This is a genomic window from Acidovorax sp., from assembly GCF_021287135.1.
Classification (GTDB): domain Bacteria; phylum Pseudomonadota; class Gammaproteobacteria; order Burkholderiales; family Burkholderiaceae_C; genus Acidovorax.
This window is the reverse complement of sequence record NZ_JAJTBB010000064.1, coordinates 20,201-37,506: the sequence shown is the minus strand read 5'-3', so window position 1 is coordinate 37,506 and position 17,306 is coordinate 20,201. Positions and strand designations below refer to the sequence as shown.

Here is a 17,306-nt window from a genome sequence, read left to right as displayed (position 1 = left end):
CGATGCCCCCTGCAATGACTTCTCCCGTGCTGCAATTTCCCGCCGAACTGCTGCTGCGCGCGCAGGACGTGCGCGTGGCGTTTTTCGACGTGGACGGCGTGCTGACGGACGGCGGCCTGTACATCAGCGAGTCGGGCGAGACCCTCAAGCGCTTCCACACCCTTGATGGGCATGGCCTCAAGCTGCTGCAGCGCGCGGGCATCACCCCGGCAGTGATTACCGGGCGCGATTCCCTGCCCCTGCGCGTGCGGCTCAAGGCCCTCGGGGTCGAGCATGCGGTCTTTGGCACGGAAGACAAGCGCCCCGCCGCCGAGCAGATCCTGGCCAGCCTGGGCTGCAACTGGTCCCAGGCCGCCGCCATGGGCGACGACTGGCCCGACCTGCCGGTGCTGCGGCGCAGCGCCCTGGCCTGCGCCCCCGCCAACGCGCAGGCCGAGGTGCGCCACGCCGCCCACTTTGTGACGCAGGCACGCGGCGGCGACGGCGCGGCGCGCGAGCTGTGCGACCTGCTGCTGGTGGCCACCGGCCGCTACGCCGCCTTGCTGGCGGACTACACCGCATGAGCCGCTCCCACGCCACCGTCCGGCACCGCAAGGCAAAGGTTCGCCCGTGACCCCCGTGAAACGCAACATGCTCCGCCAAGCCTGGGAACAGTTCTCGCTGTACCTGCCCGTCGTGCTGATGGGGCTGCTGGCCCTGGGCACCTGGTGGCTGGTGCGCAACGCGCCCATGCCGCTGCTGCCGGCCACCCAGCGCCAGCCCGCACACCAGCCCGACTACTTCATGAAGTCGTTCTCGGTGAAGAGCTTTGACGCCACCGGCCGCCTGCAAAGCGAAGTCCAGGGCGACGAAGCGCGCCACTACCCCGACACTGACACGCTGGAGATCGACCGCGCGCACATGCGCTCGGTCACGCCCACGGGGCGCCGCACAGTGGCCACCGCCGACCGCGCCCTGACCAACGCCGACGGGTCCGAGGTACAGCTGTTCGGCAACGCCATCGTCACCCGCGAACCCCTGCCGCCCAAGGCCGGTGCGCCCGCCCAGCCGCGCCTGGAGTTCCGCAGCGAATTCCTGCACGCCTACACCCAGACCGAACGCGTGCGCTCGGACCGCCCCGTGATCCTCACCCGGGGCGACGACCGCTTCACGGCCGACGGCATGGACTACGACAACCTCGAACAGGTGCTGCAGCTGCGCGGACGCGTGCGCGGGGTGCTCCAGCCTGGGACGGCCCGGCGGTAGCCCCGGTACGGCCGCCCCTGCACCCACCCCACCGCCTCCCAGCGCACGCCCCCACCCACCATGGCCTCTCCCCTCGTCTTCATCACCGGGGCCTCCAGCGGCATCGGCCAGGCCCTGGCCCTGCGGTTCCACCGGGCCGGCTACCGGCTGGCCCTGGTCGCCCGGCGAACGGATGCCATAAAAATCTGGTCCGACGCCCATGGAATCAGCGCAGACAGCTATGAAATTTATAGCGCAGATGTGGCAGTGACCGACAGCATCGTCGCGGCCGGCGAAGCCTGCCTGGCGCGGCAGGGCGTGCCCGACGTCGTCATCGCCAACGCCGGCATCAGCGTGGGCATCGACACCGCCGTGCGGGACGACATCGACGTGATGGCGCGCACCTTTGCCATCAACAACATCGGCGTGGCGGCCACGTTCCATCCCTTTGTCACGGCCATGGCCCAACGGGGCAGCGGCACCCTGGTGGGCATCGGCAGCGTGGCCGGCATCCGGGGGCTGCCGGGGCACGGCGCGTACTGCGCCAGCAAGGCGGCGGTCATCAGCTACTGCGAAAGCCTGCGCGGCGAAATGCGCCCACACGGCGTGCGCGTGGTGACCCTGTCACCCGGCTACATCGACACGCCGCTGACGCAGCAGAACCGCTACCGCATGCCCTTCCTGATGCAGCCGGACGATTTCGCGGACCGCGCCTTCCGCGCCATTGCCGGGGGCGTGAGCTACCGCGTCATCCCCTGGCAGATGGGCGTGGTGGCCAAGGTGCTGCGCCTGCTGCCCAACGCCGTCTTCGACAAGCTGCTGGCCGGCCGCCCGCGCAAGCGGCGCCAGCACGAGTAAACACGGAGCGCGCTGGGCGCGCCCGCCCCCGAGGCACGCCCGCCGTGCGCCCATGAAAAAAGCCCCCGAGGGGGCTTTCCTTGCAGGCAGAGCGCCAGCGGGGTCCGGCATCAGTAGCCGCCGTTGCCGCCACCGTAACCGCCACCACCGCTGCGGCCGCCGCCGCCGCCATTGCGGGAACCGGAGCCGTAGGGGCTGCGAAAGCCGCCTTCGCTGCGGCCGCCGTAGCCACCGCCGCCGCCTTCACGGCCGCCACCGTAGCCGCCGCCACCGCCGCCTTCACGGCCACCGCCATAGCCGCCACCGCTGCGGCCACCGCCGCCGAAGCCACCACCGCCACCGCCAAAGCCACCACTGCGGGGAGGACGGGGTTCCATGGGACGCGCTTCGTTCACCACGATGCTGCGGCCGCCCAGGGGCTGGCCGTTCATTCCGTTGATGGCAGCCTGGGCTTCGGCATCGCTGGCCATTTCCACAAAACCAAAGCCTTTGGACCGACCTGTGTCGCGCTCCATCATGACCTTGGCGCTGGTGACCGCACCGAACTGGCCGAAGGCCTGCTCCAGGTCGTTGTCGCGCACCGAGTACGGCAGGTTGCCGACGTACAGTTTGTTGCCCATCGAGGGACTCCTCAAAAACACATGGATAAAGCGATGGAGTCCCGAAAACGCAGCCAGCTAATCTCAATGACGCTCTCAGCGCGAAACTGACGGATCACCGCAAACTTTGGAATGCGGGATGTGCCCGCAAACCCATTATGCGCCACACTTTTGAAGAAAAAGCAAGGGGCAAAAACCGACTGTGGCACGCACGCCCGCGCGGGCATGAAAAAAGGAGCCCGTGGGCTCCTTTGTCATGGCCATGGCATGCCGCAAGGCATGCTCCGGGCGCATTTTTTAGTAGCTGCTGCGGCCGCCGCCGTAGCCGCCGCCACCAAAGCCGCCGCCACCGCTGCGGCCACCGCCGTAGCCACCACCGTTGCCGCCGCCGAAGCCACCGCTGCGGGGGGGACGGGGTTCCATGGGACGGGCTTCGTTGACCACGAGGTCACGGCCGCCAAAGTTTTGGCCATGCACGCCTTGGATGGCGGCTTGGGCTTCAGCATCGCTGCCCATTTCGACAAAGCCGAAACCCTTGGAACGGCCGGTGTCGCGCTCCATCATGACCTTGGCGCTGCCCACGGAGCCGAACTGGCTGAAGGTTTGCTCCAGATCTTGGTCGCGGAAGGAATAGGGCAGGTTGCCCACGTAGAGTTTGTTGCCCATGAAGGACTCCTGAAAAAACATGAAAACGCGATGGAGCCCGACGCAATCAACAAACCTGTGACGACTTCAAAGACGCGAAACTGACCATTCACCGCTGAACTGACGCCCCCTTGCAAGCAAAAGGGCAAACCCATTATCAATCACTTTATGCAGGCCGTGGTGTTTTATTTGAGTGCCTGTTGCGCCGCCAGGGCTGCGCTGCAGGGTTTTTACGGGAATACCCGCATCCCATCAGGGTAGAATCGCGCCGTCTTTGGGGAGTAGCCCGCCCGGTGTGCAACGCACCGGGGGCATGCGTCAACAAACTTGGGCCCGGTGGGCCTATGGTGCATGCGGCTTTTTCAAGCTGGGCGAGACCATTGACTGCATGCCGATCCAAGGCCGGAGTCGGGGTGCAGTCAATGCGTTTCGAACCACATCCGGCCGGACAGGACCCCCACATGGAACCATTTTTCGTCTCCACCGCCATCGTCGCGCTCGCTGAGATGGGCGACAAGACGCAGTTGCTCGCGCTGGTGCTCGCAGCACGCTTTCGCAAACCCTGGCCCATCGTGCTGGGCATCCTCGTGGCCACCCTGGTCAACCACGGCCTGGCCGGCGCCGTCGGCTCGTGGGTGACCACGTTCCTCGGGCCGCAGGTGCTGCGCTGGATTCTGGGCGCCTCGTTCATCGCCATGGCCATCTGGATGCTGATCCCCGACAAGCTCGATGAGGGCGAGGCCGACGGCTCGCCGCGCTGGGGGGTGTTTGGCACCACGGTGGTGGCTTTCTTCCTGGCCGAGATGGGCGACAAGACGCAGATCGCCACCGTCATGCTGGCGGCGCAGTACAACGCATACCTGTGGGTGGTGGCCGGCACCACGCTGGGGATGATGATCGCCAACGCGCCCGTCGTCTGGCTCGGCGAGCGCATCACGCGCCGCGTGCCGATCCGCGCCGTGCATCTGGTCTCGGCGGCGATCTTCCTGGTGCTGGGTTTGCTGGCGCTGTTCGCGCCCGGCGGCAACGGGTGACCCGGTGGTGGCGCTTGTTTGGTATATTCCGCCAACGCGCCGATTTGCCACAGCTTGCGGGCGCTTTATAAATTCTGCTAAAGACCCGTCCGACATCCGTGCCCGGCCTCGTTTTTAGCGACGCCGGGTTTTTTTATGTCGTTTTTTGCCACGCCCCAGACCATGCACTTCCCGGAGGCGCTGCCGCTGCAAAGCGGCGCGTCCATCCGCGACTACCACCTGGCCTACGAGACCTACGGCACGCTCAATGCCGACCGCTCCAACGCCGTGCTCGTGTGCCACGCCCTTAATGCCTCGCACCACGTGGCGGGCGTGTACGCCGGGCAAGAAAAAAGCGAGGGCTGGTGGGACAACATGATCGGCCCCGGCAAGTCGGTGGACACCGACCGCTTCTTCGTGATCGGCGTGAACAACCTGGGCTCGTGCTTCGGCTCCACCGGCCCCATGCACACGCACCCCGACACGGGCGAGGTTTACGGCGCGGACTTTCCGGTGGTCACGGTAGAGGACTGGGTCAACGCCCAGGCGCGCCTGCTCGACCGCCTGGGCATCACGCAGCTGGCCGCCGTGCTGGGCGGCAGCCTGGGAGGCATGCAGGCGCTCAGCTGGACGCTGCAATACCCCGAGCGCATGCGCCACGCGGTGGTGGTGGCCAGCGCGCCCAACCTCACGGCCGAGAACATCGCCTTCAACGAGGTGGCCCGCCGCGCCATCGTGACCGACCCGGATTTCCACGGCGGCCACTTCTACCGCCACGGCGTGGTGCCCAAGCGCGGCCTGCGCATTGCCCGCATGATCGGCCACATCACGTACCTGAGTGACGACGTGATGAACGAGAAGTTCGGGCGTCAACTGAGAGAAGGCCTGGAGCTGAAATACAGCACGCAGGACATCGAGTTTCAAATAGAAAGCTACCTGCGCTACCAGGGCGACAAGTTCAGCGACTACTTCGACGCCAACACCTATTTGCTCATCACCCGCGCGCTGGACTACTTTGACCCCGCCCGCGCCCACGGTGGCAACCTCACGCGGGCGCTGGCGCGGGCGCAGGCCAAGTTCCTGCTGGTGAGCTTCACCACCGACTGGCGCTTTTCGCCCCAGCGCAGCCGCGAGATCGTCAAGGCCCTGCTCGACAACCGCCGCCGCGTGAGCTACGCCGAAATCGACGCCCCCCACGGCCACGATGCCTTCTTGCTCGACGACGCACGCTACATGAACGTGATGCGCTCCTATTTCAATAGCATTGCCCAGGAGGTGCAACCATGACCGAACGCGCCGCAATGCAAGCGCTGGCCCGCCTGGTGCCCCCCGGCTCGCGCGTGCTGGACCTGGGCTGTGGCGACGGCGCCATGCTGGACTACCTGCAGCGCGAGCGCGGCTGCAGCGGCTACGGCGTGGAGATTGCCGATGCCAACGTGCTGGCCTGCGTGCAGCGCGGGGTGGACGTGATTCAGCTCAACCTGGACGAGGGGCTGGCCCTGTTCGAAGACAACAGCTTCGACGTGGTGCTGCAGATCGACACGCTGCAGCACTTGCGCAATGCCGAGGTCATGCTGCGCGAGACCGCACGCGTGGGCCGCACGGGCGTGGTGGCCTTCCCCAACTTTGCGCACTGGCCCAACCGCCTGTCCGTGCTGCGCGGGCGCATGCCCGTGACGCGGCGGCTGCCCTACCAGTGGTATGACACGCCCAACATCCGCGTGGGCACCTACAAGGACTTCGAGGTGCTGGCCACCAAGAACCACCTGCGCATCCTGGACTCTTTTGGTCTGCAGGACGGGCGCGAGGTGCGGTGGCTGCCCAACGCCCTCGCGGGCACCGCGGTGTTCCACTTCGAGCGCGCGTAGCGGGCGCCATGTGCCCGTCACGCAGAAACGTTATGGTGGCGGGCCGTTTCTACCGCCCGGGAAATCCGCCATGCGCTTCGCCTCCCTGCACCCCTTTTTTGCCGCGGCCCTGATGGCCGCAGCCCTGGGCGCCACCGCCCAGCCTGCCCAGCCTGCCCAGCCGGCCTGGCCGCCCACCCCCACCGTCATAGCCCACCGGGGCGCCTCGGCCCTGCGGCCCGAGCACACGCTGGCCGCCTACCAGAAGGCGATTGACGATGGCGCCGACATCATCGAGCCCGACCTGGTGATCACGAAAGACGGGGTGCTGGTGGTGCGGCACGAGAACGCCATGGCCATCCTGAACGCCGATGGCTCGGTGAAGGAGGCCACCACCGACGTGGCCGACCGCCCCGAGTTCGCCGCGCGCAAGGCCACCAAGACCATTGACGGCCAGCCGATCACCGGCTGGTTCACCGAGGACTTCACGCTGGCCGAGCTGAAAACCCTGCGCGCCCGCGAGCGCATCCCCGCGCAGCGCCCGGCCAACACGGCCTACAACGGCCAGTTCGAGATCCCCACGCTGCAGGAGGTGATCGACCTGGCCAAGGCCCAGAGCGCGAAGACGGGCCGGACCATCGGCATCTATCCGGAAACCAAGCACCCCACCTACTTCCAATCCATCGGCCTGCCGCTGGAGGCGCCGCTCCTGGCCGCGCTGGAGAGAAACGGCTGGAACCACCAGAGTGCGCCGGTATTCGTGCAGTCCTTCGAAGTGGGCAACCTGCAGGCCATCCGCCAGCGCAGCAGCGTGCGGCTGGTGCAGCTGGTGGCGCCCTCGGGCCGTCCCTACGACTTCGTGGCCCAGGGCGCGGCCAATACGCGCAGCTATGCCGACCTGATCACGGCCGAAGGCCTGCGGGAGGTGGCGGCCTATGCCAATGCCATCGGCCCCTACAAGACCCTGGTGGTGCCCGTGAAGGAAGGTCTGCCCGGCGCACCCACGGGCCTGGTGGAACGTGCGCGGGCCGCTGGGCTGGCGGTGCACATCTGGACGCTGCGGCCCGAGAACGCGTTCCTGCCCGCGGGCCTGAAGAAGGCGCCCGCCACCGACGCCACGCTGCGGGGCGACAGCGCGGCCGAAATCACCGCGTACCTGCGCGCCGGCGTGGACGGCTTCTTCACCGACGACCCGGCCGTGGGCCGCGCTGCCGTGCAAGCATTCCAGGCAGGCCGGTAAGGGGGCGCTGGCCGGCCTGGTCCGGCAGCGCACGGGGGCATTACCCTGGCCTGGAATGCTCCTGTTTTTATAGCATTCAGCGCTTGCTGCGCTTGCGCCAAGCCCGGTTTTCGCACCTACCTGCTCGCGCGTGCTGCCCGCCACAAGCTCCGGTTTTTTGCGCCGGGCTTCGTTTATGCTGGCCGTTGCCCCACCGCCAGCTTCTTCCGTACCCGATGCCGCTCCTTGCCGCCCACGTTCCGACCATGCTGGCCGCGATCATCGTGTGCTCGCTCATGATGGCCGCTTCTGTCGCGCTGGTGGGCTGGGGGCGGCGGCGCGAGGGGTTGTGCCACTGGGCGGCAGCGCTGCTGGCCAACGCGGTGGGCCACGTGCTGCTGGTGCTGCGGGACCAGATACCGGACGGACTTTCCATCGTGCTGGGCAACGGGGTCCTGTCTGCGGTGGTGAGCGGGCTGACGGTGGCGATCTACCGCTTTCAGGGCCGGACGGCTCCCTGGGCCGTGCTGGTGATTCCGCCCGTGCTGGCGGCGGCCAGCGCCCTGGCGTTTGCCGGCAGCTACGCGGCGCGCGTGGCCTGTGTCGGCATCGTGCTGGGCCTGCAGTTCGCCTGGGCGCTGGCGGCCACGCTGCGCTACCGGCACACTACCGTGGGCCGCGGCTGGTGGCTGCTGGCCACGGGGCTGGGCCTGGAGGCGCTGGTGCTGCTGGTCCGCTCGGCGGCGGCCCTGGCGCTGCGCGGCACGGAGGCGAACCTGCTGCAAAGCAGCGGCCTGCAGACGGTGATGTTCCTGGCCACGCTGTCGGTGGTGCTGGTCAGTTCGGTGGGCTTTGTGTTCATGTCGCGCGACCGTGCCGACGAAAGCAACCGCGTGCTGGCAGCCGTGGACCCGCTCACCGGCGTGGCCAACCGCCGCTCGCTCATCGCGGCGCTGGACCGCGACGTGGGGCGCGCACTGCGCAGCCGCGAGCCCCTGGCCGTGATGATGGTGGACATCGACCATTTCAAGCGCGTGAACGACGTGTACGGCCACCCCGCCGGCGACCAGGTGCTGTGCAGCGTGGTCAATGTGCTGCGCGAGCGCGTGCGCGCCCAGGACCTGGTGGGCCGGTACGGCGGGGAGGAATTCATGGTGGTGCTGCCCGACACATCACTGGCCGGCGCCGAGCAGCTGGCGCGGGCGCTGTGCCGGGCGGTGGCGGACTCGCGCTGCCACCTGCCCGGGGGACGCAGCGGCCCGGCCACCGAGATCGCGGTCACCGTGAGCATTGGCGTCTTTGGCGGCCGGCTGGAGCAGGGCGACAGCTGGGACATGCTGATTGCAGCAGCCGACCGCGCCCTCTACCAGGCCAAGGAGAACGGGCGCAACCGCGTGGAAGTGGCCACCGGCCTGCGCCGCCCCGCTGGCGCCGCCACTGCGCACGGTGACGCGGCGTCCACGCCGCCCGGCAGCCCGTCCCGCGGCTGAGCCGGGTGCTGCGGCGCATGCCCGCGCGCAAGTCCGGGGATGCCTTGGCGCCGCCCAGGTGTTTGTGTTGGAATGCGGGATTACACCACGCACCAGGAGAGTTCCCATGAATGCCCGCGTCCCCTCGCAAGTTCTGCAGCCGGCCCTGGCCCTCGAACGGGTCAGCCAGGCGTGGGACAACGACATCGTTCGCCAGCTCACCGATTACATCGCCATCCCGGCCAAGTCGCCCATGTTCTCGCCCGACTGGGCGGAACAGGGCCTGCTGGACACCGTGGTGCGCAACGCTGCCGCGTGGGTGGAGTCGCAGAAGGTCGAGGGCCTGAAGCTCGAAATCGTGCGCCTCCCAGGCCGCACGCCGGTGCTCTTCTTTGAAATCGACGCCACCCAGGCCGGCGCTACCGACACCGTGCTCATGTACGGCCACCTGGACAAGCAGCCCGAGTTCAGCGGCTGGCGCAACGACCTCGGCCCGTGGACGCCCAAGTACGAGGATGGCAAGCTCTACGGCCGCGGCGGCGCTGACGACGGCTACGCGGTATACGCCAGCATTGCCGCCGTGCAGGAATTGAAGCGCCAGGGCGTGGCGCACCCGCGCATCGTGGGCCTGATCGAGACCTGCGAGGAAAGCGGCTCGCGCGACCTGCTGCCCTACATCGAGGCCTTAAAGCCCCGCATGGGCCACGTGGGCCTGGTGGTGTGCCTGGACTCGGGCGCGGGCAACTACGACCAGCTGTGGCTCACCACCAGCCTGCGCGGCATGGCCACCGGCACGCTCAAGGTCGAGATCCTCACCGAGGGCATCCACTCCGGCGACGCCTCGGGCCTGGTGCCCTCGTCGTTCCGCATCATGCGCCAGGTGCTGGACCGGCTGGAGGACAGCCAGACCGGCCACCTGCTGCCCCGGAGCTTCCACTGCGAAGTGCCCGCCGACCGCCTGGCCCAGGCCCGCGCCACGGCCGCCATCCTGGGCGAGGAGGTGTACCGCCGCTTTCCGTGGGCGCACTACGACTGCGGCGGATCGACCACCTTTGCGCTGCCCACCACCACCGACCCGCTGCAGGCGCTGCTCAAGCGCACCTGGGAACCCACGCTCAGCGTGACGGGTGCCGAGGGCTTCCCCGCGCTGCAGGACGCCGGCAATGTGCTGCGCCCCTACACCGCCTTCAAGCTCAGCCTGCGCTTGCCGCCCCTGGTGGACGCCGCCCAGGCCGTGCAAGCGCTGAAAACGCTGCTGGAAGACAACGCGCCCTACCAGGCCAAGGTCACCTTTGAGGGCGCGAGCGGCGCCACCGGCTGGAATGCGCCCAGCAACACGCCCTGGTTCGAGCAGGCGCTCAACGCCGCCTCGCAGGCCCACTTCGGCGCGCCCTGCGGCTACATCGGCCAGGGCGGCACCATTCCGCTCATGAACATGCTCAGCGAAGGCTTCCCCACCGCGCAGATGATGGTCTGCGGCGTGCTGGGCCCCCAGAGCAACGCGCACGGTCCCAACGAGTTCCTGCACGTGCCCTACGCCAAGAAGCTCACTGCCGCCGTGGCGCAGGTGATTGCCGCAATGGCGGCCAACGCGGGTACAACCCCCTGAGGCGCTGCGCGCCTTCCCCCTTCTCTCGAAATCGCTGCGCGACTTCGGGAAGGGGGACGGTGCCCTCGCTGCGGGGCGGCCCTTGCCCGGCATTCCCCGTATTGCGCTCCGCCTGATCCGCGTTCTGCTTCCTTGTCCGTGCCCGGCCTTTCACCATGACCCTCGACGACGAACTCGCGCCTTCGACGCTGACCACCTTCACGGCCAGCGACGGCGAAAACCTGGCGATCCAGGACTGGCCGCTCCCCGAGAGCGATGCGCAGCGCGGCACGGTGCTGCTGGTCCACGGGCTGGGCGAGCATGTCGGCCGCTATGACGCCGTGGCCCGCCGGCTGAACGACTGGGGCTTCTGCGTGCGCGGCTATGACCAGTACGGCCACGGCGAATCGGCCGGTCCGCGCGGCGGGCTCACCCGCGACCTGCGCCTGCTGGACGACCTGGCGGACATGGTGGATGCGCTGCGCGCGCGCATGCCTGCAGGGCGGCCGCTGGTGCTGCTGGGCCACAGCATGGGCGGCCTGGTGGCGGCGCGCTTCGTGGCCATGAACCTGCGGCCCGTGGACGCGCTGGTGCTGTCGTCCCCCGCGCTGGACCCGGGCCTGAACGCGGTGCAAAAACTGCTGCTGGCCACGCTGCCGCGCATCGCGCCCGATCTGCGCGTGGGCAATGGGCTCGACGCGCAGTACCTCTCGCACGACCCTGCGGTGCCCGCCGCCTACCTGGCCGACCCGCTGTGCCACGACCGCATCAGCGCCCGCCTGGCGCGCTTCATCGCCGAGGGCGGCCCGGCCACGGTGGCGCGCGCCGCGCACTGGAGCGTGCCCACGCTGCTGATGTGGGCCGGCAGCGACAAGCTGGTCAACCCCGCCGGCAGCCGCGCCTTTGCGGCAGCCGCCCCGGCGGGCGTGGTGCAGTCGCATTGCTTTGGCCCGCTCTACCACGAGCTGTTCAACGAAAGCCCGGAGCTGGCCGCCCCGGTGTTCGACCTGCTGCGGCAATGGCTGCAGCACCGCTGCCCCCTGCCGGCGCGAACCCGGCCCGCAGCGGTATTTGAATAAAAAACGGTTCTAGCGCTTGCCCAGAAAGCGCTAGCAGCTATGCTTTTTGAAGCAAACCGCCCAGCATTCCCAAGAGATCGCCGGCGTTGCCGAATCCACCCTCGGGGGCCTGGCCCTGCGGGCTGAGGTGGTCCACCAGGCCGGGCAGCACCTGCGCCAGCTGGCCCGCCGCCGCCCCCTGGCCCACGCCCAACTGGGCGGCAATCTGCGACAAGGGGCCGCTGCCCAGCACCTGCGAGAGCTGGTCGCCCGAGATGGCCTGGTTGGGGCCGGAGCCCAGCCACGAGGCCATCACATGGCCCAGCCCGGCCTGCTGGAACTTGGCCATCAGGCCCGACAGCCCGCCCACCGGGCCGTCGTTGCTGAGCAGGGACATCACCACCTGCACCAGCTGCGGGTTCTGCGCCGCCAGGTTCAGCAGGCCGCCCAGCCCGCTGCCCCCGCCTTGGCCGGCGGCCGGCGTGCCGGCGCCCGCGCCCTGCGACGCATTGTTGATGACAGCACCCAGGACGGAATCGAGCAAGCCCATGGCGATCTCCTGCACAAGAAGCAAAAAAGGAAAGGAAAGAGGAAGGAAGCGCAGCGGAGGTTGGCCCGCAGGCACCCCCATGGCGATGGTACGCAGCCGGGCCGGCATCCGGTGTCAACAAACGTGAATTCCGCGGTGCCTTGCCCGCCGCTCCTGCCGTTGTCACGCCCTGGCTTCGCCAGGCGCAGCCCGAACCGGCGGGGGCCGCCGCTTGTGCCGCAACCCACCCCTGCCGCCCCTGCCGGAGCGGCCCAGGCCCATGCCGCCCAGGCGGGCTACTTCGCTGTCCGCTTATCCAGCAGCGGCTCGCTCACGCCCTGCACGCCCACCAGGCCCAGCACCGTGACCAGCGAGGTCTGCGCGCCCTTCCAGGCGTCCGTCAGGTCGATCCATTCGGACAGCGCGTGGAAGCCGCCCGTCTTGCCGCCGCCGCCGATCACGATGGCCGGGATGCCCAGCGACATGGGCACGTTGGCATCGGTACTGGCGCCGCCCAGCACCGTCTTGCGGCCAAAGGCGGTGTTGGCGCCCACGGCGGCCTCCACGATCACCGAGTCCGCCGCCGTGCGGCCGCCGGGGCGGTCGCCGATGAGCTTGGTGGACGCGCTCAAGGTGTTCACGCCCCAGCGCGCGTTTTCTTCGGCCACGGCGCTGTCCACGGCGGCCAGCACCTGCTTTTCGGTGGCCAGCAGCGGGTCCATGGCGTCGGAGCGGATGTCCACCGCCATGCGCGCGTCGGGCGCAATGGTGTTCACCGACGTGCCGCCGCCCACCGTGCCCACGGTGAAGGTCGTCTTGGGCGTGGCGGGCGTGCGGATCTCGGCGATCTTGGCAATGGCGCGGCCCATGCCGTGGATGGCGCTGGGCACCTGGCCGAACGCGGCGTAGCTGTGGCCGCCCGGCCCCTTGAAGGTGACCTCGTGGCGGTGGCTGCCCGTGCCCAGCATCAGCACGGTGCCGTCGGGCGCGGGCTCCAGCGCCACCATGCCGTCGATGTCGCGGTGCTCCTGGAAGAGGTGCTTCATGCCGCGCAGGTTGCCCAGCTCTTCCTCGCCCACATTGCCCACGAACACCAGGTCGCCCACGGTGGCGATCTTCTGGTCGTTCAGCACCTTGAGCCACGACAGCAGCACGGCCAGGCCGCGCGCGTTGTCGGAGATGCCGGGCGCGTAAAGCTTGCCATCGCGCTCCTTGACCTTCACGTCGGTGCCGGCGGGGAACACGGTGTCCAGGTGCGCGGACACCACCAGCTTGGGTCCGCGGCCCGTGCCCTTGCGGATGCCCACCACGTTGCCTTCGGCGTCGATGGCAGCGCTGGCCAGGCCCAGGGCCTTCATGCGTGCGAGGAAGGCCTCGGCGCGCTTTTGCTCCTTGAACGGGGGCGCCTCGATCTCGGTGAGCATGCGCAGGTCTTCGGTCGCGCGGTCGTGGTCGGCCTTCACTGCGTCCAGCAACTGGCGGACCTGGGGCGCGGCCATGAGCTGGGTGTAGGCTTTGTCCACCGCGGGACGCAGCGTGGTAGGCGTGGGCGCGACAGCGCCGAACTGGGCATGGGCTGCCACCGGCAGCAGGGCGGCGATGGCAAGCGCCGCGGCACCCGCGAGGGCCGTGGCACGGAAGGTACGCAGAGGGAGCTTCATGGGGATCCAGCGAAACGAAAACAGAATGAAGAAGAGGGGTGATCGGCCCGTCCAGCGCTGCAGCAGGCGCGCCGGACGGACCGGAGTGCCATGCAATTGTTGGACCGAACCCCACCCGGGGGCTCTGCTTTAATCTGCCCAGCCGGCAGTTTTTCTTACATGCGCAAACACATCCCCAGCACCCGCGCCCTTCTGGTCTTCGACGCCGTGGCCCGCCACCACGGCGTGGGCAAGGCGGCCGAAGAACTCTGCCTCACGCACAGCGCCGTGAGCCAGCAGCTGCGCCTGCTGGAGAGCCAGCTGGGTCTGCAGCTGGTGCAGCGCGGCGCCCGCGGCTCCACCCTCACCGACGTGGGCCGCCGCTACCACGCGCAGATCGCGGGCGACCTTCTGCGCCTGCAGAACCACACGCTGGAGGCCATGGCCCAGCGGCCCGACGGCACGCGCCTGCTGGTGGGCTGCGTGCCCGTGTTTGCCGAACGCTGGCTGCTGCCGCGGCTGGCCGGCTTTCTGGCCGCGCACAAGGGCTGCAGCCTGCACCTGCAGGTGTACCCCACGCAGATCTACATGGCCGAGATTCCGTTCGACGTGGCGGTGCAGTACGACGACGCGACCTGGCCCGGGGTGGTGCCCGCGCCCCTGATGCCCGAGGTCTGCGTGGCGGTGTGCGCGCCGCAGTCGCGCCACCGGCGCGCGATGGAGCGGGGCGACTTCCGCGCCGTGCCGCTGCTGCAGCTCAGCTCGCGCCTGGGCGCGTGGGACGACTGGCTGGGCCGTGCGGGCATCACGCGCACGCCGGGCCACACCCTGGGCGGCCACCGTTTTGACCTGTTCTCGATGCTGGTGGAGGCGGTGCGCGCCGACTTGGGGCTAGGCCTGGTGCCGCGGTACTTTGTGGAGCGCGAACTGCAGTCGGGCGAGCTGGTGCTGGCCCACCCGCACCACGACAGCGGGGCACGGGGCTACAGCCTGTTTGTGGCGCCGGGGCGCGCGCAAGACCCGGCGGTGGCGGCCTTTGCACAGTGGCTTTCCGCCACCGCGGCGGCTGCGTCAGATGGCGTTTGACACCCGCTTGCGCTGCGCGCCCAGCCAGGCCAGCGCCAGCCCCGTCGCCACGATAGGCACCAGCGAGCCCGCATTCAGCAGCGTCCAGCCCTGGGTGGTGACCAGCACGCCCGAGGAGAACGCGCTGAGCGCCAGGGTGGCGTACACGCAGAAATTGATGGCCGCCTGGGCGCGGTCCTTTTCCTCCGGCCGGTAGGCCGTCAGCGCGAGCGTGGTGGAGCCGGTGAACAGGAAGTTCCACCCCACGCCCAGCAGAAACAGCGCAATGCCGAAATGGTGCAGCTCCACGCCCATCAGCGCCACGGCCACGCAGGCCAGGTTGAGCAGCACGCCCACGCCCATCACCGGCAGCACGCCAAAGCGCTTGATGAGGTGGCCCGTGACAAAGCCCGGCGCGAACATGCCAATCACATGCCACTCCAGCACCAGCGCCGACGCGCTGAAGTCGAACCCGCACACCTGCATGGCCAGCGGCGTGGCGGCCATCAGCAGGTTCATCACGCCGTAGCCCAGCGCGGCTCCGAGGATGGCCACGGCCAGCACTGGCTGGCGCAGCAGTTCGGACAGCGGCCGGCCCGTGGCCTTCTGCCCCGCGGCGTTGAGCACCACCGGCTGCGCCTCGAAGCGGATCGCGGCCATGCACGCCATGGCCACCAGCGCCACGCCCATCAATGCGATATAGGCGCCCGCAAACGGCACGGGGAACAGCGTGCGCGTCGCATTGGCCAGGTTGGGGCCGGCCACCGCGCCCAGCAGACCGCCGGCCATCACCAGCGACACCGCCTTTTCGCGGTATTCGGCGGTGGACAGCTCGGCCGCCGCAAAACGGTACAGCCCGCCGTTGGCGCTGTAGTAGCCCGCCACCACGGTGGCGGTGCACAGCAGCCAGAAATTGGCGCTGAACGCGGCCCAGGCGCACAGCGCGGCCGAAACCACAGCGACGGCCAGCCCGATCTGGAACGACACCTTGCGCCCCCACAGCGTCTGCGTGCGCGCCACCAGGGGCGTGGCCAGCGCACCGCCCACCACATAGCCCATCACCGGCAGCGTGGCCATCCAGCCAAAGGGCGCCAGCTGCAGGCCCACCAGGCCGTTGATGGCGATGAAGACCACGTTGTTGGTCAGAAAGAGGCCCTGGCACAGGGACAGCAACCACAGGTTCTTGTTCACAGCAGGTGCGCCAATCCGAAAGAAGAAAGAGAACAAAAGAAAGGGGAGAACGGTGCAGGCCCGCGCCGCCGCCAGTATTGCGCGGCCGGGCCAGGTCAAAACCCGACTTGTTTGCTCTGGAATTATGCAGCGCGGTTGATGAAGATCAGCGGAACGGCGGGGCCGCGTGGCTAAGGTGGCGCCCTGCGTCGCGGCACCCGCCGTGGGTGCCGGCGCTGGAACCTGTTTGTGATGCACTCCCCCACCCCTGCCGCAGCGCAGCCCAACGCTGCCCTGCCCGCCCTGGAACTGGTCTGCCCCGCCGGCAGCCTGCCCGCCCTCAAGGCCGCCGTGGACCACGGCGCCAGCTGTGTCTACCTGGGCCTGCGCGACGCCACCAACGCCCGCAATTTTGCGGGCCTGAACTTTGACGAAGCCGCCATTGCGAGCGGCATTGCCTACGCGCACCAGCGGGGCTGCAAGGTGTTCATGGCGCTCAACACCTACCCGCAGGCAGGCAACCCCGGCCCCTGGCGCAGCGCGCTGGACAAGGCGGTGGACCTGGGCGTGGACGCCGTCATCCTGGCCGACCCGGGCCTGATGCAGCACGCGGTGCAGCGCCATCCCGCACTGCGGCTGCACCTGTCCGTGCAGGGCTCGGCCACCAACTACGAGGCCATCAACTTCTACCGCGAGCAGTTCGGCATCGCGCGCGCCGTGCTGCCGCGCGTGCTGTCGCTGGAGCAGGTGCGCCAGGTGATTGACCGCACGCCGGTGGAGATTGAGGTGTTCGGCTTCGGCAGCCTGTGCGTGATGGTGGAGGGGCGCTGCGCGCTGTCCTCGTACGCCACGGGCGAATCGCCCAACACCCACGGCGTGTGCTCGCCCGCCAAGGCCGTGCGCTGGCAGGAGACGCCGCGCGGCCTGGAGTCGCGCCTGAACGGCATCCTCATCGACCGCTACGCCGCGGGCGAGAACGCGGGCTACCCCACGCTGTGCAAGGGCCGCTTCGACGTGGGCGAGGACGAGAGCTACTACGCCATCGAGGAGCCCACCAGCCTCAACACCCTGGAGCTGCTGCCCCAGCTGCTGAAGATGGGCGTGCGCGCCATCAAGATCGAAGGCCGCCAGCGCAGCCCCGCGTATGTGGCGCAGGTCACGCAGGTCTGGCGCGAGGCCATCGACCAGTGCCTGGCCAGCCCCCACCGCTTTGCGCCCAAGACCCACTGGATGGCGCGGCTGGACCAGGTGGCGGAGGGGCAGCAGCACACCTTAGGCGCTTATCACCGGCCATGGAAATGAAATGATCAGGAGACAACCCCCTGAGCCGCTGCGCGGCTTCCCCCTTCTCTCTACGCGCTTCGCGCTAGGGGAAGGGGGAC

At 68.9% G+C, this 17,306-nt stretch carries 17 protein-coding genes and 1 riboswitch; of the genes, 12 read left to right on the top strand and 5 right to left on the bottom strand.

Translation table 11 applies throughout. From position 1 onward, the window contains the following. Window positions 1–2: 2 nt before the first annotated feature. The 3 genes from LWW96_RS14720 to LWW96_RS14710 all read left to right on the top strand — a co-directional run bounded on the left by LWW96_RS14720 (window position 3) and on the right by LWW96_RS14710 (window position 2,082). On the top strand, window positions 3–563 hold the full coding sequence (locus LWW96_RS14720; protein ID WP_291488339.1) for an HAD hydrolase family protein: 561 nt from the start codon (window positions 3–5) through the stop codon (window positions 561–563). A gap of 67 nt (window positions 564–630) precedes the next feature. Beyond that, entirely contained in the window at window positions 631–1,245 is a 615-nt protein-coding gene (gene lptC / locus LWW96_RS14715) for an LPS export ABC transporter periplasmic protein LptC (RefSeq protein ID WP_291488253.1), read from the top strand. 60 nt (window positions 1,246–1,305) lie between these two features. Further along, window positions 1,306–2,082 (top strand): SDR family oxidoreductase, encoded by a 777-nt coding sequence (locus tag LWW96_RS14710; protein WP_291488252.1) that lies wholly within the window; start codon window positions 1,306–1,308, stop codon window positions 2,080–2,082. A 110-nt stretch (window positions 2,083–2,192) separates the two neighbouring features. Here LWW96_RS14710 and LWW96_RS14705 read toward each other — a convergent pair whose 3' ends face one another. Together LWW96_RS14705 and LWW96_RS14700 are read right to left on the bottom strand one after the other, a co-directional pair. Beyond that, a complete protein-coding gene (locus tag LWW96_RS14705; RefSeq protein WP_291488251.1) occupies window positions 2,193–2,702 on the bottom strand; it encodes an RNA-binding protein in 510 nt (169 codons plus the stop codon). A gap of 276 nt (window positions 2,703–2,978) precedes the next feature. Then, a complete protein-coding gene (locus tag LWW96_RS14700; RefSeq protein WP_291488250.1) occupies window positions 2,979–3,347 on the bottom strand; it encodes an RNA-binding protein in 369 nt (122 codons plus the stop codon). 243 nt (window positions 3,348–3,590) lie between these two features. Beyond that, window positions 3,591–3,772, top strand: a riboswitch (yybP-ykoY riboswitch). A 15-nt stretch (window positions 3,773–3,787) separates the two neighbouring features. On the opposite strand from LWW96_RS14700, the gene LWW96_RS14695 reads away from it, so the two are divergent. The 7 genes from LWW96_RS14695 (at window position 3,788) to LWW96_RS14665 (ending at window position 11,541) form a co-directional block, all read left to right on the top strand. Then, on the top strand, window positions 3,788–4,360 hold the full coding sequence (locus LWW96_RS14695) for a TMEM165/GDT1 family protein (protein WP_291488249.1): 573 nt from the start codon (window positions 3,788–3,790) through the stop codon (window positions 4,358–4,360). 135 nt (window positions 4,361–4,495) lie between these two features. Beyond that, window positions 4,496–5,626, top strand: coding sequence for a homoserine O-acetyltransferase (locus LWW96_RS14690; RefSeq protein ID WP_291488248.1), 1,131 nt, complete (start codon window positions 4,496–4,498; stop codon window positions 5,624–5,626). Then, on the top strand, window positions 5,623–6,207 hold the full coding sequence (gene metW / locus LWW96_RS14685; protein ID WP_291488247.1) for a methionine biosynthesis protein MetW: 585 nt from the start codon (window positions 5,623–5,625) through the stop codon (window positions 6,205–6,207). The genes LWW96_RS14690 and metW overlap by 4 nt, the downstream gene beginning before the upstream one ends. A 70-nt stretch (window positions 6,208–6,277) precedes the next feature. After that, a complete protein-coding gene (locus LWW96_RS14680; protein WP_291488246.1) occupies window positions 6,278–7,426 on the top strand; it encodes a glycerophosphodiester phosphodiesterase in 1,149 nt (382 codons plus the stop codon). A 215-nt stretch (window positions 7,427–7,641) separates the two neighbouring features. After that, the gene (locus LWW96_RS14675; protein WP_291488245.1) at window positions 7,642–8,895 is read left to right on the top strand and encodes a GGDEF domain-containing protein; all 1,254 of its coding nucleotides are present in this window, start codon (window positions 7,642–7,644) and stop codon (window positions 8,893–8,895) included. Window positions 8,896–9,001: 106 nt separating this feature from the next. After that, a complete protein-coding gene (locus LWW96_RS14670) occupies window positions 9,002–10,483 on the top strand; it encodes a M20 family metallopeptidase (RefSeq protein WP_291488244.1) in 1,482 nt (493 codons plus the stop codon). A gap of 155 nt (window positions 10,484–10,638) precedes the next feature. Continuing rightward, window positions 10,639–11,541 (top strand): alpha/beta hydrolase, encoded by a 903-nt coding sequence (locus LWW96_RS14665; protein WP_291488243.1) that lies wholly within the window; start codon window positions 10,639–10,641, stop codon window positions 11,539–11,541. Window positions 11,542–11,578: 37 nt separating this feature from the next. Here the strand turns inward: LWW96_RS14665 and LWW96_RS14660 are convergent, their stop codons facing one another. Next, entirely contained in the window at window positions 11,579–12,070 is a 492-nt protein-coding gene (locus LWW96_RS14660; protein ID WP_291488242.1) for a YidB family protein, read from the bottom strand. Window positions 12,071–12,345: 275 nt separating this feature from the next. Further along, window positions 12,346–13,710, bottom strand: coding sequence for a M20/M25/M40 family metallo-hydrolase (locus tag LWW96_RS14655; protein ID WP_291488240.1), 1,365 nt, complete (start codon window positions 13,708–13,710; stop codon window positions 12,346–12,348). A gap of 159 nt (window positions 13,711–13,869) precedes the next feature. Between LWW96_RS14655 and LWW96_RS14650 the strand changes: the two genes are divergently transcribed. After that, entirely contained in the window at window positions 13,870–14,775 is a 906-nt protein-coding gene (locus LWW96_RS14650; RefSeq protein ID WP_291488238.1) for a LysR family transcriptional regulator, read from the top strand. On the opposite strand, the gene LWW96_RS14645 is transcribed toward LWW96_RS14650, so the two are convergent. Continuing rightward, complete coding sequence (locus LWW96_RS14645) at window positions 14,761–15,945, bottom strand: MFS transporter (protein ID WP_291488236.1); 1,185 nt, start codon at window positions 15,943–15,945, stop codon at window positions 14,761–14,763. The two genes, LWW96_RS14650 and LWW96_RS14645, sit on opposite strands and share 15 nt — an antisense overlap. Window positions 15,946–16,176: 231 nt before the next feature. On the opposite strand from LWW96_RS14645, the gene LWW96_RS14640 reads away from it, so the two are divergent. Further along, complete coding sequence (locus tag LWW96_RS14640; protein WP_291488234.1) at window positions 16,177–17,226, top strand: peptidase U32 family protein; 1,050 nt, start codon at window positions 16,177–16,179, stop codon at window positions 17,224–17,226. The last annotated feature ends 80 nt before the right edge of the window (window positions 17,227–17,306 follow it).